The organism is Proteus terrae subsp. cibarius, from assembly GCF_011045835.1.
GTDB lineage: Bacteria > Pseudomonadota > Gammaproteobacteria > Enterobacterales > Enterobacteriaceae > Proteus > Proteus cibarius.
In genome coordinates this window covers 281964-307216 of record NZ_CP047349.1, presented here as the reverse complement: position 1 = coordinate 307216, position 25253 = coordinate 281964, and the positions used below count along the sequence as shown (strand labels likewise).

The 25253-nt window shown below is 40.4% G+C and carries 26 protein-coding genes and 2 tRNA genes; 9 read left to right on the top strand and 19 right to left on the bottom strand.

The window, feature by feature from the left end:
* Positions 1-12: 12 nt before the first annotated feature.
* The 4 genes from GTH25_RS01560 (at position 13) to GTH25_RS01545 (ending at position 1451) form a co-directional block, all read left to right on the top strand.
* Positions 13-219, top strand: coding sequence for a hypothetical protein (locus GTH25_RS01560; RefSeq protein ID WP_159363730.1), 207 nt, complete (start codon positions 13-15; stop codon positions 217-219).
* A 7-nt stretch (positions 220-226) separates the two neighbouring features.
* A complete protein-coding gene (gene nrdG / locus GTH25_RS01555) occupies positions 227-691 on the top strand; it encodes an anaerobic ribonucleoside-triphosphate reductase-activating protein (protein ID WP_075673605.1) in 465 nt (154 codons plus the stop codon).
* Between the two features lie 26 nt (positions 692-717).
* Positions 718-927 (top strand): hypothetical protein, encoded by a 210-nt coding sequence (locus GTH25_RS01550; RefSeq protein WP_075673606.1) that lies wholly within the window; start codon positions 718-720, stop codon positions 925-927.
* 161 nt (positions 928-1088) lie between these two features.
* Positions 1089-1451: a hypothetical protein gene (locus GTH25_RS01545; protein WP_098944020.1), complete on the top strand. Its 363-nt coding sequence runs from the start codon at positions 1089-1091 to the stop codon at positions 1449-1451.
* A 23-nt stretch (positions 1452-1474) separates the two neighbouring features.
* Here GTH25_RS01545 and GTH25_RS01540 read toward each other — a convergent pair whose 3' ends face one another.
* Positions 1475-1915 carry a YhbP family protein gene (locus tag GTH25_RS01540; protein ID WP_075673607.1) on the bottom strand — a complete coding sequence of 147 codons (441 nt, stop codon included), beginning with the start codon at positions 1913-1915 and terminating at the stop codon, positions 1475-1477.
* A gap of 114 nt (positions 1916-2029) precedes the next feature.
* The gene (locus GTH25_RS01535) at positions 2030-2281 is read right to left on the bottom strand and encodes a YdgH/BhsA/McbA-like domain containing protein (protein WP_075673608.1); all 252 of its coding nucleotides are present in this window, start codon (positions 2279-2281) and stop codon (positions 2030-2032) included.
* Between the two features lie 287 nt (positions 2282-2568).
* Here GTH25_RS01535 and GTH25_RS01530 point away from each other — a divergent pair, with 287 nt between their 5' ends.
* A complete protein-coding gene (locus tag GTH25_RS01530; RefSeq protein WP_098941343.1) occupies positions 2569-2859 on the top strand; it encodes a GIY-YIG nuclease family protein in 291 nt (96 codons plus the stop codon).
* Positions 2860-2861: 2 nt separating this feature from the next.
* Here the strand turns inward: GTH25_RS01530 and GTH25_RS01525 are convergent, their stop codons facing one another.
* Both GTH25_RS01525 and ubiT read right to left on the bottom strand, forming a co-directional pair.
* Positions 2862-3368 (bottom strand): GNAT family N-acetyltransferase, encoded by a 507-nt coding sequence (locus tag GTH25_RS01525; RefSeq protein WP_075673610.1) that lies wholly within the window; start codon positions 3366-3368, stop codon positions 2862-2864.
* The gene (gene ubiT, locus GTH25_RS01520; protein WP_006535669.1) at positions 3362-3895 is read right to left on the bottom strand and encodes a ubiquinone anaerobic biosynthesis accessory factor UbiT; all 534 of its coding nucleotides are present in this window, start codon (positions 3893-3895) and stop codon (positions 3362-3364) included. The genes GTH25_RS01525 and ubiT overlap by 7 nt, the downstream gene beginning before the upstream one ends.
* A gap of 216 nt (positions 3896-4111) precedes the next feature.
* On the opposite strand from ubiT, the gene ubiU reads away from it, so the two are divergent.
* A complete protein-coding gene (ubiU, locus tag GTH25_RS01515) occupies positions 4112-5107 on the top strand; it encodes a ubiquinone anaerobic biosynthesis protein UbiU (RefSeq protein ID WP_164530280.1) in 996 nt (331 codons plus the stop codon).
* Between the two features lie 13 nt (positions 5108-5120).
* Positions 5121-5999, top strand: coding sequence for a U32 family peptidase (locus tag GTH25_RS01510; protein WP_075673612.1), 879 nt, complete (start codon positions 5121-5123; stop codon positions 5997-5999).
* A 52-nt stretch (positions 6000-6051) separates the two neighbouring features.
* Here the strand turns inward: GTH25_RS01510 and GTH25_RS01505 are convergent, their stop codons facing one another.
* From GTH25_RS01505 to GTH25_RS01495, 3 genes are read right to left on the bottom strand one after another with little or no spacing between them, the layout of a single operon-like run.
* A complete protein-coding gene (locus GTH25_RS01505; RefSeq protein ID WP_164530791.1) occupies positions 6052-7215 on the bottom strand; it encodes an ABC transporter permease in 1164 nt (387 codons plus the stop codon).
* Entirely contained in the window at positions 7215-8360 is a 1146-nt protein-coding gene (locus GTH25_RS01500) for an ABC transporter permease (protein WP_075673614.1), read from the bottom strand. Before GTH25_RS01500 ends, GTH25_RS01505 begins: the two co-directional genes overlap by 1 nt.
* Before the next feature lie 9 nt (positions 8361-8369).
* Positions 8370-9341, bottom strand: coding sequence for an HlyD family secretion protein (locus tag GTH25_RS01495; RefSeq protein ID WP_075673615.1), 972 nt, complete (start codon positions 9339-9341; stop codon positions 8370-8372).
* A gap of 234 nt (positions 9342-9575) precedes the next feature.
* Between GTH25_RS01495 and GTH25_RS01490 the strand changes: the two genes are divergently transcribed.
* The gene (locus GTH25_RS01490) at positions 9576-11279 is read left to right on the top strand and encodes a sensor histidine kinase (protein ID WP_075673616.1); all 1704 of its coding nucleotides are present in this window, start codon (positions 9576-9578) and stop codon (positions 11277-11279) included.
* Positions 11280-11281: 2 nt separating this feature from the next.
* Entirely contained in the window at positions 11282-11998 is a 717-nt protein-coding gene (gene btsR / locus GTH25_RS01485) for a two-component system response regulator BtsR (protein WP_023583566.1), read from the top strand.
* A 187-nt stretch (positions 11999-12185) separates the two neighbouring features.
* On the opposite strand, the gene GTH25_RS01480 is transcribed toward btsR, so the two are convergent.
* From GTH25_RS01480 to secG, 12 genes are all read right to left on the bottom strand, one after another.
* Complete coding sequence (locus tag GTH25_RS01480; protein WP_075673617.1) at positions 12186-14042, bottom strand: DEAD/DEAH family ATP-dependent RNA helicase; 1857 nt, start codon at positions 14040-14042, stop codon at positions 12186-12188.
* Between the two features lie 171 nt (positions 14043-14213).
* A complete protein-coding gene (nlpI, locus tag GTH25_RS01475; protein ID WP_099660268.1) occupies positions 14214-15101 on the bottom strand; it encodes a lipoprotein NlpI in 888 nt (295 codons plus the stop codon).
* Positions 15102-15213: 112 nt separating this feature from the next.
* Positions 15214-17343, bottom strand: a complete 2130-nt coding sequence (gene pnp / locus GTH25_RS01470; RefSeq protein WP_075673619.1) for a polyribonucleotide nucleotidyltransferase — start codon at positions 17341-17343, stop codon at positions 15214-15216.
* 250 nt (positions 17344-17593) lie between these two features.
* Complete coding sequence (rpsO, locus tag GTH25_RS01465; RefSeq protein ID WP_072064551.1) at positions 17594-17863, bottom strand: 30S ribosomal protein S15; 270 nt, start codon at positions 17861-17863, stop codon at positions 17594-17596.
* 124 nt (positions 17864-17987) lie between these two features.
* Positions 17988-18941, bottom strand: coding sequence for a tRNA pseudouridine(55) synthase TruB (gene truB, locus GTH25_RS01460; RefSeq protein ID WP_164530279.1), 954 nt, complete (start codon positions 18939-18941; stop codon positions 17988-17990).
* Complete coding sequence (gene rbfA, locus GTH25_RS01455) at positions 18941-19342, bottom strand: 30S ribosome-binding factor RbfA (RefSeq protein ID WP_006535687.1); 402 nt, start codon at positions 19340-19342, stop codon at positions 18941-18943. Before rbfA ends, truB begins: the two co-directional genes overlap by 1 nt.
* A gap of 302 nt (positions 19343-19644) precedes the next feature.
* Entirely contained in the window at positions 19645-22401 is a 2757-nt protein-coding gene (gene infB, locus GTH25_RS01450; RefSeq protein WP_075673621.1) for a translation initiation factor IF-2, read from the bottom strand.
* A 22-nt stretch (positions 22402-22423) separates the two neighbouring features.
* Positions 22424-23932, bottom strand: a complete 1509-nt coding sequence (gene nusA, locus GTH25_RS01445; RefSeq protein WP_006535691.1) for a transcription termination factor NusA — start codon at positions 23930-23932, stop codon at positions 22424-22426.
* Positions 23933-23952: 20 nt separating this feature from the next.
* Entirely contained in the window at positions 23953-24405 is a 453-nt protein-coding gene (gene rimP, locus GTH25_RS01440; RefSeq protein ID WP_036914691.1) for a ribosome maturation factor RimP, read from the bottom strand.
* A 202-nt stretch (positions 24406-24607) separates the two neighbouring features.
* A tRNA-Met gene (locus tag GTH25_RS01435) sits at positions 24608-24684 on the bottom strand.
* A 60-nt stretch (positions 24685-24744) separates the two neighbouring features.
* Positions 24745-24834, bottom strand: a tRNA-Leu gene (locus tag GTH25_RS01430).
* Positions 24835-24892: 58 nt separating this feature from the next.
* Positions 24893-25237 carry a preprotein translocase subunit SecG gene (secG, locus tag GTH25_RS01425; protein WP_036914692.1) on the bottom strand — a complete coding sequence of 115 codons (345 nt, stop codon included), beginning with the start codon at positions 25235-25237 and terminating at the stop codon, positions 24893-24895.
* Positions 25238-25253 lie beyond the last annotated feature (16 nt).

The window sequence follows — 25253 nt, the reverse complement described above, 5'->3', positions numbered from 1 at the left end:
TTAGGAGGATTTATGTCTCATCCAATAGGTACTCATATTTCTAAAGAGCAAAACCACGAATTAAATTATTGGCTAGAAAAGAATGGTTTTAAGGAATCTAAAGAAAATAGAGCGAAACTTAAAGCTATTATTGATAATGCTAAAACCTTTCATGGCAAAGAATCATCTCAACATCTAACCCATGATGAGCTTAATGACTATTACAAAACAATAAAGTAATCATATTGTGAATTACCATCAATATTACCCTGTTGATGTGGTAAATGGCCCCGGTACTCGTTGCACCCTGTTTGTTGCAGGGTGCATACACCAATGCCGAGGATGCTATAACAAATCAACCTGGTCATTAACTTCAGGCAAGCCGTTTACACAAGAAGTGGAAGATCAGATCATTGCTGATCTCCAAGACGACCGTATTAAACGACAAGGATTATCACTTTCAGGTGGCGATCCGCTACACCCTCAAAATCTTTCTGCTATATTAAAATTGGTAAAACGCGTTAAAACGGAATGCCCTGAGAAAGATATTTGGGTTTGGACTGGCTACTTACTGGCTGACTTAACCCCAGAGCAGCAAGAAGTCGTTAACTTTATTAACGTACTGATTGATGGGAAGTTCGTACAAGAACTTTATGATCCCGCATTACTGTGGCGTGGTAGTAGTAATCAGGTGATCCATAAATTGAAGTAATACACATTGAATTAACTGGAGGATGTATGCCTTTAAGTGATAATAAATATGTAAGCTTTTCTGAAGATCATGAACTAAACTACCATTTAAAAAAATGGGGTAAAAAGCAATCTAAAGCAAATCGAGAACAACTCGTGAAGCTAGGTGCTGAATTAAAAAAGAAACTCGGTGCTAAACATCTCCAACATACTGAAATAGATGCTGAGATAGAAAAAAATCTTTCATCATTTGAATAATACCTAAAAGCCCATTTTTATAATGGGCTTTTTTCTTTCATCATTCTTATTTAATCACCTCCGTTATCAAATGCGAATCATTTTCAAAAAAGATAGTCAAAGTGATTAGTTTTGTTTTATTATTAACGCTCTTAATTATTCTTTTTATGATGATATTTGATATGAAATTCGCACTTTTCCCTTTATTTTCAATAATCTTACTTTCTGGTTGTAGCAGTACTTGGGAACCTAAAGGTGCATCAGATTACACATTACAAGAAGCGAAAATGCTTTGTGAACTTGATGCGAATACTCGCTATCCTATTCGCAAAGAAGTGCTACAACGTACTGTTTATCGTGATGTACAAAAAACGTGTCGTAAAGATGATAAAGACCACTGCGGTGATAAAAAAACCTACACTGAACGTGTACCAATGACTGAAAGCTATGTTGAAGACATTAACCAAGAAGACAGAAAAACCTTCTACACCTCTTGTATGTCTTTAAAAGGATGGGAACAAAAAAATCATTATTTTTGGGAATAGTTAAAAGTTAAGAAAAAATAAGTTTAATCACGTTGCCAATAGAGCTTAGTACCAAAACCTAATTGATTATTCACCATCTTAACTTCTTGCAATTGTAGCTCCCATAAAGGCACATGGATGGCGGCTAATGCGACAGGAAAACGTAAACAATAATGTTTTCTTGCGTTGATGTCATCCTTACCAGTCAGTAAAGAAACAGACCCCGTGAATTGAATACCCTGTAAATCTGATACAGCAATTTCTTGTGTACTGATACTTCCGGCAACTAATAAATTTTCCTGCATCATTTGAGCATGACGTGTTTTCTTTTCAGAAAGAAAAATAAGCTTCATCTGACTTTCATCAAACCAATAAAAACAATTAGCACACCAAACATCACCCAATGAACTTGTTGTACATAAGGTAAATACATGGTTGCCACGTATATATTGTTTAATTATTTTGATCGAATCTAGAGAAAACATAATATACCTGTATAGATACAAAAAGAGACGCTGTTTAGTTGATAATTATATCACCAAAACGAGCGTCTTACCGCGTGTCTCTTATTACAGGTTATTTATCGGGAATAGTTAAAATTAACGATAAATTTCAGCATTTACAGTGAGGTAATCATCACCTGTAGCGCCAACAACTTTAAAGCCTTTTGCACCTTCATCTTTTGCAATTTGGGCAATCTTAGTTGTTAAACCATCTAAAGTATCGCTACCAGTGATTGTGATATACTCACCATTCACCGAAGGACTTTTTGATACGCTATCAGATGCGATTGAACCGAATGAAATAGCACTTAAAGCTAATGTAGCAGCGATTAATGTAGATTTTTTCATAATAAACTCCAAATAAATTCTAATTTTGCTAGGTATCGCGGAGTGTCTCTCTGTGATGTGGATCATATTATGCGCTTTAGTTTAACTTTAAAATTAGCAATAATTGCTGTTCATTTTCAAAAAAATTGAATGTTATTTTTTAAATGATAGAAATTACTGTCACAAATATTTCACAACATATTGATATATCTAATAGATTTTATTTTTGTAAAACGATAAATTACTCACTTGAAAAATTAAGAAATATTATTTATCAAAAGAGAAAATAGCACGAAAAGGAAAAAATGATGACGGAGACAATGTGGTCACTCTATATTGTTAGAAATCGTCTCGGTTCTCTTTATACTGGGATCACGACAAATGTTGAGAGACGTTTTCAACAACATCAGAATGGAACGGGTGCTAAAGCACTAAAAGGTAAAGGCCCTTTATTACTGGAATTTTATTGTCAGGTAGGGAATAGGCAACGAGCTTCTCAACTTGAATACCAATTAAAGCAGCTAAAAAAGACACAAAAAGAAAAGCTGATCATTGACCAGCCTTCAGACATTGCACTGTATTTAATACAGGATAAATAAATTTAGCTAAATTGGTCAAACAATGGTGAATAGTTAACTAAGCCATGGATGTCATCAACATTGCCATTTTCTAACGCATAAAGCTGAAAAGCCTCTTCTGTATCAGGCCATTTGCAATGTAAGCCCTGTGACTTAGCTGGGATAAAACCGGATTTTTGATAATACTCAGGCTCCCCCAACACAACAACTGCACCGTAACCAAATTCATTTAGGCTATCTAGCCCTTCATTAATCAGTTGACGTCCAATACCTTGGTTTTGGAAATCAGGTGCAACAGCAAGTGGTGCAAGTCCTACCCACTGGCAATCTTTTCCGTCAATATCAACAGGTGTAAAACCGATATAGCCAATCAATTGGCCTTCATCGCTAATTGCTACCATGCCTAATGTTAATAACCCTTCTTCACGTAAATGTCCGACTAAATCAGCTTCACTACCTGTCGGAAACGCTTGGCGTAAAAGGTTATCAATTGCAGGAATATCAACGGGAATTTCAACACGTATTAGCATGAAGTTGAGCTCAGTTCATGGCTGTGCAGAGTGTCTTCTTTTTCTTCTTGAAGCCCACTTTTTACAAACTCAGCCAGTTGTAATAAACCAAAACGCAACACAGATGGCATTGAGTCTAATTCAATTGCATCCATCAGGTTCTTAACATATAACCCGAGTTCTGTATCACCCTCAATTTGTAGACGACGTTGGAAAAATAAGGTGTCAGGATCTTCTTTGCGAGCAGCAATTAAAATAAGATCATTAGCATTTCCACTAAAGCTGACATCTTCTTTTTCTAAGCGACTAACCACTAATTTATCATCACGAACACTGATAAACCACTGTAAATGTAAGTCTCTTATCTCAACTTTTAGCCATTTATCTTCTAAAAAGTGTAAATCACCTTCAGCTAACGACTCACGAAACTGCCAACTTAAAAACTGTTCTAAGATGTCGCGCTGCAGAGCAAATGGGGTAACTTGTAAAGGGTAACGTAAAAAACGAGGCCCTTCTTTAACCAAATGGGTACGAATTTTGTTAAACACGTTCGGACTCCTATAAATAAAATTACGGGCTATTGTGCCAGATATAGACAGATATTCTGCGATCCTATATCAATATTCGGTTAATCCGTTGTTCACATTTTGAGTTCTTTGATTTTACTTAAGCAAAAAACAGAGTTCTCTGCCCTAAATCAAAACCTTTTTTTATCTTGCTCATTACAATTTCTGATCATTCTTAATTTCTAAAGGGAAGTGAAGATGGAATTGCTGTGCCCAGCGGGTAATTTACCAGCCTTAAAAGCGGCCATAGATAATGGTGCGGATGCCGTTTATATCGGTTTAAAAGATGATACTAATGCAAGACATTTTGCGGGTTTGAATTTCACAGAAAAGAAGTTACAAGAAGCGGTTAATTATGTTCACCGCCACCAGCGAAAATTGCATATTGCAATAAACACTTTTGCTCACCCTGATGGATTTGAACGCTGGCAAAAAGCTGTTGATATGGCAGCATCTTTAGGTGCTGATGCGCTTATTTTGGCGGATATCGCCATGTTAGAGTACGCCACAGAGCGTTATCCTCATATTGAGCGCCATGTTTCAGTGCAAGCTTCTGCAACCAATACACAAGCGATTGAATTTTATCAACGTAACTTTGATGTGGCTCGTATTGTTCTTCCTCGAGTTTTATCTATTCATCAAGTAAAACAATTAGCACAAACTAGTCCAGTACCTTTAGAAGTTTTTGCTTTTGGTAGTTTATGTATTATGGCTGAAGGTCGATGCTATCTCTCTTCTTATTTAACTGGTGAATCCCCTAATACCGTGGGTGCTTGCTCCCCTGCCCGTTTTGTACGTTGGCAACAGACACCGCAAGGCATGGAGTCTCGCCTTAATGACGTACTTATCGACCGCTATTCACCTAATGAGAATGCAGGTTATCCAACATTGTGCAAAGGACGCTATTTTGTTGATGATCACTGTTATCACGCATTAGAAGAGCCTACGAGCCTCAATACTCTTTCATTATTACCAGAGTTAATGGCGATGAATATCGCATCCGTCAAAATTGAAGGTCGTCAACGTAGTCCAGCTTATGTTACTGAAGTTGCAAGGGTTTGGCGTGCAGCTATCGATCAATGCAAAAAAGATCCTCAAGGCTTTAGTACTAACCCTCGTTGGATGAATGCATTAGGAAAAATTTCAGAAGGGACACAAACAACATTGGGTGCTTATCACCGTAAATGGCAATAATAAGGATAAGAAAATGAAATATGCATTAGGCTCTGTACTTTATTATTGGCAAAAAGAAGCACTTGAAGCCTTCTATGAAAAAGCAAAACATAGTGATGCTGATATTATTTATCTAGGTGAAACAGTTTGTAGTAAACGCCGAGAAACCAAACCTCAAGATTGGATCAATCTCGCCAAAGAAGTCGCTAAAAGCGGTAAGCAAGTGGTTCTTTCTACCTTGGCGTTATTACAAGCACCCTCTGAATTAAAAGAAATTGCTAAGTTAGTTGATAATGGTGAGTTTTTAGTTGAAGCACATGATTTTGGTGTGATCAATATGCTTTACGAGCGCCATCTTCCTTTTGTGGCCGGCCACGGACTTAACTGCTATAACGCTTATGCACTGCGTTTGTTACATAAACAAGGAATGATGCGTTGGTGTATGCCTGTTGAGCTTTCTCGCGAATGGTTAAGCAACCTTCTAACCCAATGTGAAACATTAGGTATTAGAGATAAGTTTGAGGTTGAAGTTCTGGCTTATGGGCATCTTCCTTTAGCTTATTCAGCGCGCTGTTTTACAGCTCGTTCTGAAAATCGCTCTAAAGATGATTGTGAGACCTGCTGCCAAAAATACCCTCAAGGCCGTGAAGTACTCTCACAAGAAAATCAGCAAGTATTTGTTCTTAATGGTATTCAAACACAAAGTGGCTATTGTTATAACTTGGGTAATGATCAAACATCAATGGCAGGTTTAGTGGATATTATCCGCTTATCTCCTGAATCTGACGCTATTTTTGATACCTTGCAACAATTTCGCCAAAATGAACAAGGCCAACAACCACTGACCACAGTTCATCACCATGACTGTAATGGCTATTGGCGTAAGTTAGCCGGGTTGGAGTTAGTGGAATAAAAATATTTTAGCACATCATAATATGATTAAATAAAAAGCCCGTACGGGCTTTTTATTTTGGCTCACCGCGATGATGTAACCAATGTTTAAATTGGTGCGTAATATGTCTTAACTCACCATTACGTAACATACCCACCAGTACGCCTAACACGGTGTAAATCACGCCTAAAACCAGCATCATCACAATATCGCCCAATATGCTTTGGAATGATAATCCCATTTGATTTATACCTGCCATGGCGTTTACTGCCCATGTAGAAGGTAGTGCGGATGAGATTGCAAATACCCAGTTTGGCATCGCTTGTAATGGCCAAATCGTGCCCGAAATATAGAATACTGGTGTTGTCACAAATGCCAATGTCAGATAAATCATCTCAACACTGCGTAAGCACTCTGTAATTAACTTGCCAAGACCTAATACAGCCAATAGGAATGGGAAAGTGAGCATCCATACTTGGTAAAGGGGAGCTTCTTGGCGATAGCCTAATACCCAAGGCCATAATGCAAAGAATACGGCAGATAAAAATAACCAAATAGGAATAAGTGCAGATAACGCCCCTAAATAAACCGCTAATGGTGGCTTTCCTTTTGGCGTACTTCTCACAGCAATACTGACACGGACACAAGCAATTAAGAGCGAGTGTTGTAATAACATGACTAATAAGCCCGGGAAAATAATTGCAGCAAAACTGACACCAGGGTTATACATCGCTATGGTTTCACCCTGAATAGGCTTTAATAAAATCTTAGATTGTTCAACACTAAAACCCGCATTCTGTAAAATGCGCCCATTATAAGAATCTAATAACTGTTGATAAGCCAACATCAATTCTTGCTGAATTTGCCCACTGGCAAGGCGGTTTGTAGCATCACCAAAGACCGGAACAGTGACATCTTTACCATTCAATAATTTCTTCTCAAAATCAGTTGGGATGATAATGATGGCAAAGAGTTCACGCATAATCATATCGTGACGAGCTTCATCTAAATTATCGTAGTTATTAATACTTAATTTAGGTGTCGAGTTTAATGCCCGAATAAGTGAATAACTTGCAGGGCTATGATCTTGATTAATCACTGCCACAGGTAAATCCCATAGAACTGGTTTGGCATACACCAAACTCATAATACATAGGGAAACGATAAGTAGCATCCACATCGGTTTTTCTAACATACCCAGTAGAACGCGCTTAAAAGTTTGGAAATACATCTGCATCATGCAACACCTACCTGTAATTCCAATCGTTTAAAAATGCGTTTACGAACTAAGAAGGCGATAGCAAAAGGATAAATCAGCAAGAGCGAACAAACATATAAAATACCTTGGAGTGATACTTCTCTTAAAAAGATATCAAACATGGCATTTAAGGCGTGAGTTAATGGCTCTAAATTAGAAATAATCTGTGCAGGTAAGATCATCGAAAGCTCAGGTACAGCCATACCTGAAAATGCCAATGCAATACTCACCAACATACCTATCATACTGTATGCTGTTATTGCACTATTGGTAAATGCAAAGAGCAGTAACCCCACACTTTGAGCTGCAATAATATAGAAGAACCCCACCAACACCATATATAGCGGATTACCGTTCACCTTCGCCCCCGAAAAATGTACTAATGCCGCCAATTCAACAATTAACAAGGTTAAGAAAAACAAGGTGTAAGGGCTGAGTTTACCAATAAGGGCAAATGTGAAAGGCTTAATATTCAATAGCATATTACCGCGTGATAACGAATAAATCGTACAAGTCACGACAAATAATTGGAGCATATGAATAGTAGCTGCAAATTGCTGATAATAAATATAGCTGCCACTGGCATTAAACAAGCTGTCATAAGAGAGCGTCACTTTTGCCAATGGAGGAACAGGTTTATTCATCTCTTGAGCTAAAACAGTACGGTATTGCGCATTAAGCTCTGCAATTAATCCACTAAAATCCTGTATTGCATAACTCCCTGCTGCATAATACAACCCGTTGTAATACATACGTGTGGTAGGTTGCTTTCCTGCTAATACCTTGCTTTCAAAGTGTCGAGGAATAGTGAGTATCGCATAATCTTTTGCACTACCAAGCCGTTCCATTGCTGTTCGAGGATTACCATCTAACGTATTTAATTGCGCATGAGAGCCTGCATTTAAGTCTCTGATCAGTGTTCTTGATAACGGGCTATTATCGTTATTAATCACCGAAACGGGTAAATTCAGCAGTGTACCTTCAGAAAAGTTAGCACTAATTAACGTGAACAACATCAATGGAAATAGCCAGCTTAGCCAGTGAAAAACGGGGCTACGAACTGCCATATGAGTTTCTCGTGAAAATGCGCTACTAAAGCCACGCCAAGCTGCCTTTACTCTCATTGTTTGTCCTTATTTATCCCAACGCCATAATGCACTCATACCGGGGCGAAGCCCTTCAATTGGCGTCACAGGATACAGTCGGATCTCAAACGTTTTTAAATCGAAATCACCCGTTGCTCTTGTCGCTCTTTTTGTTGCGTAGTCACCCATTGGAGCGATATAGCGAATTTCAGCTTCTACCTCTTTATTACCTAATGCAGGAACCGTAATAGTAATACGATCACCTTTACGAATATCCGCTAAGATGTCTTCACGAAGGTTATAAACAAAATAAGCATCAGGAATACGAATAAGGGTAGCGAGTGGACTATTGGCATTAAAGAGTTCACCTATCTCCGCAGGAATCGGTCCCACTTCTCCATCTACAGGAGCTTTAACTTGTAGATCGTTTTGTTGGATCTTCAACTCAATAAGTTGTTGTTCAGCCTGTTGCACTGCTGCGGTATATTTATGGCGTAATTCTATGCGATCGCCATTTTTGGCTTCATCCAATTCGGCTTGAGCACCTCTGACACGTTGTGATGCAACATCACGGCTACGGCGCGCATTATCCAACTCTGTTGCTGATACATAACCTTGATTAGCTACCGCACTGATACGCTGATAATCTCTTGCCGCATTTGCAGCTTCTACTTTAGCTTGAGATAAAACCGCTTCTAGATTCCGAATGCTCTCTTCTCTTGTGCCATGTAATGACAAATCTAATTGAGCTTGAGCTTGTGCTTTGGCGGCTTCAAGTGCAGCAACTTGCGCATTGAGTTCAGGGCTTTCTAATGTGATCATTAATTGCCCTTTTTTGACATCATCACCTCGCTCTATATGGCGTTCAATAACTCGGCCTTTGGCTTTAGAGGCAACAATCACTTCTGGAGCATCAACTTCTCCTTGCAATAATAAATATTGATTATGCGCGCGGAAAAGTACGGCTAATGCAATTAGTATTAGCATTAATAAAATAAGATAAATGGCTCTTTTTTTCATATAACGATTAGACCTTAATAGTGAAGTAGAACACTCACTGACAGAGTTATATTACACAATAACTCAGAATTTCTTTAAGAATTTTGTGCGCTAGATCACTGACGCAAAGGAATATTTTCTTTGATAGTGCGATTAAGTTATTCTTATATCAAACTTTATCGCCTAATTAATATCCCCGTTTTATCTGAACTTTTTATATTATTCAGATAGAAAAGAGAACGGTACTCAATACTTATGTATGAATTTGATCTTATTTTGCTGTTATTACAGCAAATGTGCGTTTATTTAATTATTGCTTGGTTTTTAAGCAAAACACCGCTATTTACGCCACTTTTACAGGTCACAATAAAACTTCCCCATAAGTTGATGTGCTATGTCATATTCTCCATTTTCTGCATTATGGGTACCTATTTTGGGCTACATATTAATGATTCTATTGCTAATACCCGAGCTATTGGATCCGTATTAGGCGGATTATTAGGTGGCCCTTATGTCGGTTTTCTTGTTGGCTTTACGGGAGGCTTACACCGTTATTCTCTTGGTGGGATGACCGCATTCAGCTGTATGGTTTCAACTATTGCAGAAGGATTAATTGGCGGATTAGTTCACCGTTATTATGTCAAACGCGGACAAATGCACCGCATATTTAATCCTTGGACTGCTGCATCTGTGACTTTCTTTGCCGAAATCATACAAATGAGCATTATCTTATTATTAGCACGACCATTTAATGAAGCACTTGCCTTAGTTAAAGATATTGCAGCACCAATGATTGTCGCAAACACCATTGGTGCTGCGATGTTTATTCGAATATTACAAGATAGACGCGCTATATTTGAAAAATATACCAGTGCATTCTCAGCACAAGCATTAAAAATCGCTGTCTGTACAGAAGGTATTTTACGTAAAGGGTTTAATCAAGATAATAGTACCCGTGTAGCAAAAGTGATTTATCAGGAATTAAGAGTCAGTGCGGTTGCCATTACAGATAGAGAAAAGCTACTCGCCTTTATTGGCATCGGCGCTGATCACCATTTACCGGGTACACCTATTTCATCGGATCAATCTAAACAAGCCATTAATAATAATGAAGTTGTTTATGCTGATGGTAATGAAACGCCCTATCGTTGCACTCTTTCCCCTCATTGCAAACTAGGTTCAACTTTAGTTATTCCGTTAAGAGGTGAAAATAATCAAGTTATTGGCACAATAAAACTTTATGAGGCTAAAAATCGCCTATTTAGTTCTATTAATCGTACCTTAGGTGAAGGCATAGCAAGTCTATTATCTGCACAAATTCTAGCTGGGCAATATGAGCGAAATAAGCAATCGCTTTTAGAATCAGAAATTAAACTCTTACATGCTCAGGTTAATCCTCACTTTCTTTTTAATGCGCTAAATACATTACAAGCAGTTATTCGCCGTGATAGCGAGCAAGCAAAGCAACTCGTGCAATTTCTCTCTGCTTTCTTTCGTAAAAATTTAAAAAGACCAGAAGCAGTTGTGACATTAAGTGATGAAATCGAACATGTAAACGCCTATCTACAAATCGAGAAAGCGCGTTTTCAGGAACGTTTGCAAATTGATATTCAAATCCCTGAAAACTTAGCAAATGCACGTTTACCCGCTTTCTCGCTTCAGCCAATGGTAGAAAATGCAATTAAACATGGAACATCACAGTTATTAGACACAGGAAAGATTACAATTAGGGCGCATCAAGAGCATCATTTGATCATTGTTGAAATTTGCGATAATGCTGGGCTCTATCGACCTCAATGTCCATCACATGAATTAGGACTGGGAATGAGGCTGGTGGATAAACGATTAAAATTACGCTATGGCGAGCTTTATGGTGTTTTAGTTGAATGCCAACCTGATGAATACACAAAAGTGAAAATTTGCTTACCTCTAGAAAAAAGTACGGATAACGCTACCTAACAATGAATATATTAATTGTTGATGATGAGCCATTAGCTCGTGAAAACTTACGTTGTTTACTTGAAGTAGAAAAAGATATTCATATTGTTGGTGAATGCAGTAATGCGATTGAAGCTATAGGCGAGATACATCGTAAAAAACCTGATGTTGTTTTTCTTGATATCCAAATGCCTCGGATTACAGGGCTTGAAATGGTCACTATGCTTGATCCTGAACATCGCCCTTATATTGTTTTTTTAACCGCGTTTGAAGAGTATGCGATTCAAGCTTTTGAAGAACACGCTTTTGATTATTTACTTAAGCCATTAGAGCAAGAGCGTTTAACAAAAACATTAAACCGCTTACGCCAAGGTAATAAGCAAAATATCGATCTCTTAACACCACCTGAAGAGCGTTTAAAGTGCATTCCATGTACAGGGCATAGCCGTATTTGGTTAATGCCAATTGATGAGGCTGTATTCGCAACATCAAGGCTCAGTGGTGTCTATGTAACAAATAATCAAGGCCAAGAAGGCTTTACAGAATTGACATTACGGACTTTAGAAACACGAACACAATTAGTACGTTGCCATCGTCAATATTTAGTGAACATGGATTATGTTAATGAGATTATTTTTGGTGATAATGGACAAGCTGAACTGATATTACATAATAACAGCCAAATTCCTGTTAGCCGCCGATATCTTAAACCGTTAAAAGAAGCGATTGGTTTAAGTTAATAATAAAATAAATAAGTATTTAGATATTTATAAATATTGGCTTGCATAAGCTTTCCTATTATTAATGGCAATAAGCCGTGATAAATTTTATATCATTAAAATAAGCATAAAAAAACCAGCCAACTTTCGTTGACTGGTTTCAATTCTTTATCATCAACTCAATTTAACATTGAGTAAATGCAAGCTCTTATTGGTTATGAGAACTGCTACGACGACGAGGAGTACCTTCGTTGCTACGACTACGGAAGTTACCGCGTTCGCCACCACGATCGTTATTACCACGACGTTGTGGTTGATCACCATTGTTAAAACGACGACCACCTTGTGGCTGACCATCACGACGACTGTTATTACGGCGCTCACGGAAAGGCTGAGATTGAGCATCACCCACTAATTGCATATTCAGTGGTTTGTTCATAATACGCGTACGTGTGAAATGGCTTAATAAGTCTGTTGGCATACCTTTTGGTAATTCGATGGTTGAGTGAGAACCATACAGTTTGATATTACCAATGTAACGGCTGCTGATATCACCTTCGTTAGCAATCGCACCAACGATATGACGAACTTCAACACCATCATCACGACCCACTTCGATACGGTATAAATCCATTTCGCCAGCATCACGACGTTCACGACGAGGAGAACGCTCACGATCGTTATCACGACGACGATCATCACGATCGTTAAATTCACGACGAGGACGACGAACTGGATCTGGTGGCAGGATAAGCGCACGCTCACCTTGAGCCATTTTCAGTAATACCGCAGCCAGTGTTTCCATATCCAGCGCTTCTTCACCTTGTGGAGCTAATTTAGGTAACAGAGCACGGTACTGATCAAGGTTGCTAGTTTCTAATTGTTGCGCGATTTGCTGTGCAAATTTTTCCTGACGACGTTGGCTGATAAGTTCTGCATTTGGCAGTTCTACTTCAGGAATAGTCATCTTCATTGTACGTTCGATATTGCGCAGTAAACGACGCTCACGGTTATCAACGAATAAAATTGCACGGCCGGCACGACCCGCACGACCTGTACGACCAATACGGTGAACATAAGATTCTGAATCCATTGGGATATCATAGTTCACAACAAGGCTGATACGGTCAACGTCAAGACCACGAGCAGCAACGTCAGTCGCGATTAAAATGTCTAAACGACCATTTTTCAGACGCTCTAATGTTTGCTCACGCAGTGATTGGTTCATATCACCATTTAACGCTGCGCTGTTATAACCATTACGCTCTAAAGCTTCAGCAACTTCTAATGTTGCGTTTTTAGTACGAACGAAAATAATCGCCGCATCAAAATCTTCAGCTTCTAAGAAACGAATTAACGCTTCATTTTTACGTGCGCCGAATGTCATCCAATAGCTTTGGCTAATGTCTGGACGTGTTGTTACGCTACTTTGAATGCGTACTTCTTTCGGATCATTCATGAAACGACGAGTAATACGACGAATAGCTTCTGGCATTGTTGCAGAGAACAGTGCTGTTTGGTGTTCTGCTGGGATCTTACTTAAAATGTTTTCAACATCTTCAATAAAGCCCATACGTAACATTTCATCAGCTTCATCTAATACTAAGCCTTTCAGTTTAGATAAATCTAATGTGCCACGGTTTAAATGGTCTAATAAACGACCCGGTGTACCCACAACAACTTGTGGTCCTTGACGTAACGCACGTAATTGAACGTCGTAACGCTGACCACCATACAGTGCAACAACATTTACTTTTGGTAAATGCTTAGAGAAATCTTCAATTGCTTCAGCAACCTGAACCGCAAGTTCACGAGTCGGTGCTAAAACTAAAATTTGTGGTGCTTTTAATGATTCATCAAGATTATGCAATAGTGGCAGGCTAAATGCGGCAGTTTTACCACTACCTGTCTGTGCCATACCTAAAACATCATTGCCGTTTAAAAGGAAAGGAATACATTGTTGCTGAATTGGAGAAGGCTTCTCGTAGCCTAAATCATTCAGTGCAGTCAAAATAGGTGCTGATAAACCTAGATCAGCAAAAGTCATATCGGTTTCAGTAGTCATGTCACTGTGCCTCATTCATTATGGCAGCCAGTTGACATAACATACCGCATGGTTTGTCGGTCTTTATCATCTAAAATGTGAACTGGCTCAAATTATATTATTAAACGAACAAACAAGCCCTCATCCTATGTAGATGATGGCTTTCAAACTGATCAGAGAAATGTTCGTCAGCTATTGCTGGTCCGATTCCGCTAGGTCTTCTTGTTGGCCTAACAGTGCTAATTCCAACAATGCGTAGCGGTGCTCAACAAAGTTATGTGCGTTGTTGGCAACCGTCAGCTTGAATAACGCTTCTGCGCTATCCATGTCCCCCAGACTTAGGTAATACTTACCTAAATAGAAGTTAGTTTCACTAAGATGCTCAGCGAGCGAAGTGTTATCGGTTGAAGCCTCATTTAATTTCAACATTAATGTTTTCTCATTAATGTCACCTAAATAAAACTCAACTATATTCCATCCCCATTGCCCCCTTTTATCCGCCTGCTGGTATCGCTGTTTTAGCTGCTGTTTAGCTAAATCAGTATTCATCTCTTTTTCTACAAGATATAACCAAAGCGAACGAATGGGATCATTTGGAGCGACCTGATAAAACGCCTGCAGATCATCCTGCGCCAATTTCAATCGGCCACCGTAGTACGAAGCGATACCACGATTAAAACGCGCATTATTGTAAGTTGGATCAAGCTCTAAAACAGAATCAAACGCTTCATAAGCAGCATCGTAATTCGCTGCTTGCGTAAAATAGATACCTAGAAAATTAAAAATTTCTAGCATATCTGGTCGTATTGATAGCGCCATTGAAAAATCATTACGCGCTAAAGCTCGTAAACCGAGGCTATCATACAGCACACCACGCTCATATAAAAGCTGTGCGTATTCATCTTCGGTTAATGAGCGGCTCGCTAGGATTTGTTCTATACGAGCCAATATTACTTCTTGTTGTAAAGAAGGCTGCAATGGTGTGGCAAAAATCGCATTCTGACGCCATTCTGGACTAGTGCTGCATCCGGAAATAAAGATGAAAACAGCAATAGAACAACTGCGCAGAAATGTTTTCATTTCTCACTCCCAAAGTCAGACCTTTCAACAAAAAGCGTTCTAGACGTCCTACTTGTCAATCATAATAAGTCTCTACCGATACCTATGTCTAGATATCGGTAGTAGAATATCATTAATTTGCAGAATCTTCAGAAGAAGTTTCTGTTGCTTCCTGCTGATTAGCTTGAGCTTCTTTCATGCTTAAGCGAATACGACCTTGACGGTCAATTTCCAGTACTTTAACTGGAACTTCTTGACCCATTTCCAAGTAGTCACTCACTTTCTCAACGCGTTTGTCTGCGATTTGAGAAATATGAACCAGACCTTCTTTGCCACCACCGATAGCAACGAATGCACCGAAATCTACGATACGAGTTACTTTACCGTTGTAGATACGACCCACTTCAACTTCAGCAGTAATTTCTTCGATACGAGCGATAGCTTGTTTTGCTTGGTCGCCACTTGTTGCAGCAATCTTCACTGTACCATCATCTTCGATTTCGATAGTTGTGCCTGTTTCTTCCGTTAATGCACGGATAACTGAGCCACCTTTACCGATAACGTCCTTGATCTTGTCTGGATTAATTTTGATAGTATGAATGCGTGGTGCAAACTCAGAAATATCAGCACGAGGTTGGCTAATTGCATCTTCCATTACACCTAAAATGTGTAAACGTGCGCTTTTCGCTTGGTTTAATGCAACTTGCATAATTTCGCGAGTGATACCTTCGATCTTGATATCCATTTGTAATGCGCTGACACCGTTACGGCTACCCGCAACTTTAAAGTCCATATCGCCTAAATGGTCTTCATCACCCAGAATGTCGGAAAGAACAACAAAGTTGTCGCCTTCTTTCACTAGACCCATTGCAATACCTGCAACAGATTCTTTAATTGGTACACCTGCATCCATCAGTGCTAAAGAAGCACCACAAACAGACGCCATTGAAGATGAACCATTTGATTCAGTGATTTCAGAAACCACGCGAACAGTATATGGGAATTCTTCAATTGTTGGCATTACTGCTAACACACCACGTTTTGCTAAACGGCCATGACCGATTTCGCGACGTTTTGGTGAACCCATCATGCCTGTTTCACCAACAGAGTATGGAGGGAAGTTATAGTGCAGTAAGAAAGTATCTGTGTGCTCACCCATGATGTCATCAATAGTTTGAGCATCACGTGCAGTACCTAATGTTGCAGTAACCAGTGCCTGAGTTTCACCACGAGTAAACAGTGCTGAACCGTGAGTACGTGGTAATAAACCAGTGTGAATGTCTAATGCACGTACCATGTCTTTTTCACGACCATCGATACGTGGTTCACCCGCTAATACGCGAGCACGAACGATGTTTTTCTCAAGACCTGAGAAGATTTCACTGATTTCAGCTTCATCTAAAGTTTCATCTTCAGCAACTAATGTCGCAATAACGTCATCACGAATAGCTTCGATTTGTTCATAACGCTCTTGTTTTTCAGTGATACGGTAAGCATCACCAATGCGAGCTTGTGCTAATTGTGCAATACGGTCGTGTAAAGTTTGGTTGATAGCTTCTGGCGCCCAATCCCATTTCTCTTTACCCACTTCTGCCACTAATGCATTGATGTTTTCGATCACAACTTGTTGTTGATCATGACCAAATACGACTGCACCTAGCATTTCTTCTTCTGATAATAAATCAGCTTCTGATTCTACCATTAGTACCGCACCTGCAGTACCTGCAACCACTAAATCTAATTTACTAACTTTCAGCTCATCAACTGTTGGGTTTAGAACATATTGTCCATCGATAAAACCAACACGAGCACCACCAATAGGGCCATTGAATGGAACACCTGACAGCGCTAATGCTGCAGAAGCACCAATCATCGCAACGATATCTGGGTTAACTTGTGGGTTAACAGAAACAACGGTAGCAACGATTTGAATTTCGTTTAAGAAACCTTCAGGGAATAATGGGCGTAAAGGGCGGTCAATTAAACGTGCAATTAACGTTTCGCCTTCACCAGGACGACCTTCACGACGGAAGAAGCTACCTGGGATACGACCAGCAGCGTATGAACGCTCTTGGTAGTTAACAGTTAATGGGAAGAAATCTTGTCCAGCTTTAACTTTTTTCTTTGCAACAACAGTGACAAAAACAGCGGTGCCGTCCATGTCAACCATAACAGCGGCTGTTGCTTGACGAGCCATCATACCTGTTTCTAATGAAACGGTATGTTGACCGTATTGAAATTTACGAACTGTAGGATTCAGCAAAATAATATCCTTTATCTTATTGTCGCCAGATGTTTAGCGACGATGAATGATCTTTTCTCCGCTACGTCCCCTCGCGACTAATGAAAATATTAACCACTTAGTGATAAGTACTTTCATTAGCCGCGCGAATTGTCGTAACTAGAGAGACTAAATAACAATCACCACATTAAAACATAACGACTAATATTAAAAATAGCACTTTCTAGTAGAAAAGGGGCCAACAGGCCCCTTTTCTCTGAAACTCACTTGATTAGCGACGCAGACCTAAACGTTCAATCAGTGCAGAGTAACGAGCAACATCTTTACGTTTCAGGTAGTCCAGCAGATTACGACGGCTGGAAACTTTACGCAGCAGACCACGACGGCTGTGGTGATCTTTTTTGTGCTCTGAAAAGTGACCTTGCAGGTGGTTGATTTCTGCAGTCAGCAGTGCAATCTGAACTTCGCTTGAGCCAGTATCGTTAGCGTCACGACCAAATTCAGCAACGATTTTTGCTTTCGCTTCAGTACTTAGAGACATAATAAACTCCAATTAAATTAAAATTTTTAGGATAGCCAATCTCTAATTCAGCTATCCAACTCAGCCACCTAAACAGATAGCCGCATTATTCTACGCTTCAAACACTTTTAGCGCAAGATTGCTATTAAGTGTTATCTTGTGCGCTATAGTCTACAACGACTCTTTTCGGAGCAACTAGGCCATCTTTAATGATAGCAAGACCGATGAATTTTTTTTCATCGCCTTCAGTTACTCTCACCCATTCGCCTTCATTGATGTCATGATTAACCCGAACAGGCTGCCCCAGCTTGAGATAACCTGCAATAATCGTGGTTAAATTCACAACCGGAAAATGTGCAACAGCGGTATCCATAGGCAATAACAGTGCATCAAGTGCCAAGAAAGGATCTTTTTGCGCAGTTTGTGCATCCTCTATCATTGCTCTTAGTTGCTCTAACGTTACCATTCGCTCTTTAGGATAATCTGCGACTTCCAATCGACGTAAGAAAATAACGTGAGCACCACATTGTAATTTCTCACCAAGATCATCAATAATTGTTCGAATGTAAGTGCCTTTAGAACAATGAATTTCCAGCTCTAACTCGTCACCTTCCCAGCGAATAAACTGGAGTTCATAAACAGTGATAGGTCTTGCTTCACGCTCTACTTCAATACCTTGTCGGGCATATTCGTAAAGCGGTTTACCTTGATGTTTTAAAGCGGAGTACATTGAAGGGACTTGCAATGTTTCACCGCGAAAGCTATCTAAGGCATCATCTAAAGCTTGCTGTGTAAATTGTACTGGGCGCTCTTGAATAACCTCGCCATGTGCATCAGAGGTATCTGTTCGTTGCCCTAAACGTGCAATAACACGATAACGCTTATCTGAATCCAATAGAAACTGTGAAAATTTTGTTGCTTCACCTAAACAAATAGGGAGCATACCTGTTGCTAAAGGATCCAATGCCCCTGTATGCCCTGCCTTGCTGGCATTAAACATACGGCGGACTTTTTGGAGTGCATCGTTAGAGGAAATATCTTGGGGTTTATCGAGTAGCAATACGCCGTTAATCTCACGCCCCTTACGACGACGCCCCATTATTTGTCCTCTTTATGACGACGCTCTTCATCGCTTTTAACAACGTTAGAAACTAGGTTAGACATACGCATACCTTCAACTAATGAGTTGTCATAAGCAAATGTCAGTTCAGGCACAATACGTAAACGCATCGCTTTGCCTAATAAAGAACGAATAAAACCAGCGGCTTCATTAAGTGCAGTTAAACCCTCTGCAACCATCTCTTCTTCGCTTTTTTCACCACCTGATAAGTTTAAAAAGGTGACAAATACTTTGGCATAAGCCAAATCACGAGAAATCTCAACGCCAGATACTGTTGCCATTCCAATGCGTGGATCTTTGACTTCGCGTTGTAAAATGATGGCGATTTCTTTTTGCATTTCCTGAGAAACACGCTGACTACGGCTAAAATCTCTTGCCATTTTATCTCTCCCTGACAATAGGGTATCGCCCTGATTGTCATTGTTAATTCAAATCTAAAATCAATGATATCTAAAGAGTATACATGAAGTGGTATTTAACAACCGCTTTCTCTGATTTCTTTCTTTAGAAATAAAATGTTTCTTTGATGCTATTTTACCCTGTTATTTCACTTTCATAAATTACTGAAAGGCAATCTATTTCGGTTATGTTGAAAAATGGAGAGGAAATAAAAGGGGAATACAGCAAAGAAAGGAATAAGAAGGGAGCCCTAGAGCTCCCTTTTAAAACAAGACGGACTAAATTAATCAATAGAACGTTTGATTTCGATAACTTGGAAGACTTCAATCATGTCGCCAACGCGGACATCGTTGTAGTTTTTCACACCGATACCACATTCCATGCCGTTACGCACTTCGTTGACGTCATCTTTAAAGCGACGCAGTGACTCAAGTTCGCCTTCATAGATAACCACGTTATCACGCAGAACACGAATTGGGTTATTACGTTTGATGTTACCTTCAACCACCATACAGCCCGCAATTGCGCCGAATTTAGGTGATTTAAACACATCACGGACTTCTGCAAGACCCATGATTTCTTGTTTATATTCAGGTGCCAACATACCGCTCATTGCCAGTTTGATTTCATCAATCAGGCTATAGATAACAGAGTAGTAACGTAAATCAACGCTTTCTTGTTCAATGATACGACGAGCAGATGCATCAGCACGAACGTTGAAACCAAGAATAATTGCGTTAGAAGCCGCGGCTAATGTTGCGTCAGTTTCGGTGATACCACCTACACCTGAGCCGATGATTTTCAGTTTAACTTCATTATTAGACAGTTTAACTAATGCATCAGTAATCGCTTCACAAGTACCTTGAACGTCTGTTTTCAGAACGATGTTCAGTTCAGAAGTTTTACCTTCTTCCATGTTAGCAAACATGTTTTCCAGTTTAGACTTCTGCTGACGAGCCAGTTTAACATCGCGGAATTTACCTTGACGGTATAATGCAACTTCACGCGCTTTCTTCTCATCACGAACAACGGTTGCTTCATCACCTGCAGAAGGAACGTTAGATAGACCTAAAATCTCAACAGGCATTGATGGGCCTGCAGATTGAACGTCTTGGCCTAATTCGTTACGCATTGCACGAATACGACCGTATTCGAAACCACACAGAACAATGTCACCTTTATTCAGTGTACCTTCACGGACAAGAATAGTTGCAACTGGACCACGACCTTTATCAAGGTAAGATTCGATAACAACACCGCTTGCCATACCTTCTTTAACTGCTTTCAGTTCAAGAACTTCAGCTTGTAAAAGAATAGCATCCAGCAGTTCATCAATACCTAAACCTTGTTTTGCAGATACATGCATAAACTGAGTTTCACCGCCCCACTCTTCTGGCAGGATGCCATATTGAGACAGTTCAGTTTTAACGCGATCTGGATCAGCTTCGTGTTTATCAATTTTATTCACAGCAACAACAACAGGTACGTTTGCTGCTTTTGCGTGTTGGATTGCTTCGATAGTTTGTGGCATTACACCATCATCTGCCGCAACAACCAGAACAACGATATCCGTTACCTGAGCACCACGAGCACGCATTGAAGTAAACGCAGCGTGACCTGGAGTATCCAGGAAGGTGATTTCACCTTTGTCAGTTTTAACGTGGTAAGCACCGATATGCTGGGTGATACCACCCGCTTCGCCTGATGCTACTTTCGTTGAACGAATGTAGTCCAGCAATGATGTTTTACCGTGGTCAACGTGACCCATGATAGTTACAACTGGTGCACGAGATACTGCGCTTTCTTCGCCAGTATCACGATCGCTCATGACTTGTTCTTCTAACTCGTTTTCACGACGTAAGATAACTTTGTGACCCATTTCTTCAGCAACAAGCTGTGCAGTTTCTTGGTCTAAAACCTGATTAATGGTCGCCATAGCACCCATTTTCATCATAGTTTTGATAACTTCAGACCCTTTTACTGCCATTTTGTTAGCAAGTTCAGCAACGGAAATAGTCTCACCAATAATAACATCACGGTTTACAACAGCTGCTGGCTTATTGAAGCCTTGCTGTAATGAGCTACCTTTACGTTTGCCTTTCTTGTTAGTACGACCAGCAGCACGTGCTTCTTCACGATCTGCTTTTTCAGAATGGCGGTTATTTTTCTTAGGACGAGGAGCCTTAGCGTTACGACCACGGCCGCGGCCACCTTCAACTTCAGCATCACTTTCATCTTCAGCATCACGAGCATAACGTGATGTGGTTACATGATAGTCTGAGCCTTCAGTTTCTGGCGCTTTAGGTTCAGCAGTCCATTTTTCAGCATTTTCTTCAGCCAAACGACGTGCTTTTTCTGCTGCAATTTTTGCTTCATCTTCCGCTTTACGGCGCTGTGCTTCTTCCGTTTTACGCTTCAGTTCAGCCTGTTCAGCAATGCGACGTGCTTTTTCCTGATCTGCTGCTTTATCAGCTTTTGGTTTATCGTTTTGTTTCACTTTATCTTTTTCCGCTGCTTCGCGCTTAGCTAATTCCGCTGCTTCACGTTTTGCTTCTTCAGCTTCACGTTTCGCTTTTTCTTCGGCGTCTTTCTTTGCCTTTTCAGCTTCACGTTTTGCTTTTTCTTCAGCTTCGCGCTGTGCTTTCTCTTGTGCTTCGCGCTGGGCTTTTTCTTCGGCTTCGCGATGCGCCTTTTCTTCCGCTTCACGCTGAGCTTGCTCATCCGCTTGCGCTTTTTCAACGGCGTCACGGTTCACATAAGTGCGTTTTTTGCGGACTTCGATGGCTACTGATTTACTTTTGCCACCTGTACCAGGAACACTTAACGTACTACGCACTTTGCGTTGTAACGTTAATTTTTCTGGTTGGTTGGTTGATACGTCTTTATCACGATTCAACCAAGCCAGTAAGGTTTCTTTCTCTTTTTGGGAGACAGAATCAGAGACGGTCTTCTTAATACCGGCATCAGCAAACTGCTGTACCAAACGTTCAACCGGTGTCTGAATCTCTTCTGCCAGTGATTTTACTGTTTCATCTGTCATTCTGTTCCTTCCTGCTCAGTTGTTACGCATCATTCCCAAACCAGCAGATATTACGTGCGGCCATAATGAGTTCGCCTGCGCGCTCACTATTTAAGCCTTCAATATCAGTTAGGTCGTCGATACCCTGTTCGGCAAGATCTTCCAGTGTGCAGATACCACGGGCAGCTAGATCAAATGCTAAAGAGCGCTCCAATCCTTCGAGAGCTAATAAGTCCTCGGCTGGTTGGTTATCGCCTAGGCTTTCTTTTTGAGCTAATTCAATCGTTGTTAACGCGGCTTTTGCTCTTTCACGTAGAGCTTCAACGGTATCTTCATCTAGTCCGTCAATAGCCAGCAGTTCACTGATTGGCACATAAACTAACTCTTCAAGGGTAGAGAAACCTTCTTCAACTAAAACAGTTGCGAAGTCTTCATCAATGTCGAGATGCTTAGTAAATATTTCAATGGCTGCGTTTGCTTCTGCCTGATGTTTTGCATTCAGTTCATCAGCAGTCATGACGTTTAATTCCCACTTGTCATCACCACGATGTTTTTTCAGTAACTGAGCTGCCAGACGAACGTTTTGACCATTACGGCCAATTGCCTGCGCAAGGTTACTGCTTTCAACTGCAACATCCATTGTACATTTGTCTTCATCGACAACAATAGAAGCAACATCTGCCGGAGCCATTGCATTAATGACGAATTGTGCAGGATTATCATCCCACAGAACAATATCAATTCGCTCGCCGCCCAATTCGCTGGAAACGGCTTGTACACGTGCACCACGCATACCAACACAAGCACCCACAGGGTCAATACGCTTGTCGTTAGTTTTTACTGCGATTTTGGCACGAGAACCTGGATCACGCGCTGCAGCTTTAATTTCAATGATTTCTTCGCCAATTTCTGGTACTTCAATACGGAAAAGTTCAACCAGCATTTCAGGGCGAGAGCGTGTCACGAAAAGTTGTGCACCACGAGTTTCTGTACGTACGTCGTATAAAACACCACGTAAACGGTCACCTGGGCGGAAGTTCTCACGCGGTAACATATCTTCGCGTAAAATAACCGCTTCAGCGTTATTGCCTAAATCTAAAGTGATATTTTCACGGTTCACTTTCTTCACAACACCCGTGATAATTTCGCCTAATTGTTCGCGGAATTGATCAACAACCATTGCTCTTTCAGCTTCACGTACTTTTTGTACGATAACTTGTTTAGCGGTTTGTGTTGTAATACGGTCGAAAGTAACAGATTCGATTTGATCTTCAATATAACCACCTAGTTCGATACTAGGATCTTCATATTGAGCTGCTTCAAGTGTGATTTCACGAGTTGGTTGAGTCACTTCATCAACAGCAACCCAACGACGGAATGTATCAAAATCACCGGTTTTACGGTCGATACATACGCGAACGTCAATTTCTTGCTCGTATTTTTTCTTAGTTGCTGTCGCTAGTGCGGTTTCCAGTGCTTCAAAAATCTTTTCACGAGGAAGAGATTTTTCGTTAGAGACCGCTTCCACAACAGCCAGAATCTCTTTGTTCATCCTAGTTGCCTCTTCAAAACTTAAAAGTGGGGTACCAGGTTAGCTTTCTGGATGTTGCTCAGTGCGAACACTTCGTCTTTACCATCCACAGTAACCGTGATCATTTCGCCAGCGACAGACTTAATAATGCCCTGCCATTTACGGCGGTTTTGCATTGCAATTCGTAATACGATAGCGGCTTCTTCGCCGATAAATTGCTCATAATGCGTTGCAGTGAATAAAGGTCGTTCTAAACCAGGAGAAGAAATCTCAAGGTTATAAACTGTTTGAATTGGATCTTCAACATCCAGCACAGCACTGACCTGGTGGCTAACATCAGCACAATCATCAACAGTGATACCGTCTTCACTATCAATATAGATGCGCAATGTTGATTCTCGGCCACGAATAAACTCAAGACCGACAAATTCAAAGCCTAATGCTTCTACTGGTGCTGAAACCATCGCTGTTAATTTTTGCTCTAATGTGGACAAACCCACCCCCAAGGCATAAAAAAAGGGCCTATAGCCCAGTATTCTATTCTCTGATAACAAAAAACCCCGAAATTCGGGGCTTTATGCAACTGGACCCTGTAACTTGCCATTCGAGAATAACCTCTTCTTACGGCACATTCCACTCAGGATCATAATCGGTTTAACAAGATGATTAATGAGAAAAGTGCTGTATTGTTAGAAGTGGTTGCGGGGGCCGGATTTGAACCGACGACCTTCGGGTTATGAGCCCGACGAGCTACCAAGCTGCTCCACCCCGCGTTCGAAAAACGTGGCAAATTTTACGCTGATAACAAGCAAAACGCAAGCTATCTGGAATAATGGTGCCGAGAACGGGACTTGAACCCGTACGCCCGTTTTATAGGCACTACCACCTCAAGGTAGCGTGTATACCAATTTCACCACCTCGGCACTTAATGAGACTGTTACTGCGTAAAAATTAACAATCTCATTTAAATCTTTACTTAGTTTACTGCGGAATATCTGTATTTGCTGGCGCTACAGGCGCTGCTAATTGCTCAGCTTTTTTAGCTTCTTCTGTAGTCTGCTCGATAGACATCCATTTGCTGTCTTCACGCACAGTTTTATTGGCACTTAGATTACCTAAAATAAGGGCAAGTACAATAAAAGCTGTCGCTAAAACAGCGGTCATACGGGTCATAAAGTTAGCTGAACCGCTTGAACCAAATACTGTACCGGAAGCACCTGCACCAAAAGAAGCGCCCATATCAGCACCTTTACCCTGCTGTAACAGGATCAGACCAACTAGCCCTGTTGCTACAATGATAAGAATAACAATGAGTGCCGTATACATTTGCGTTACCTTTTCT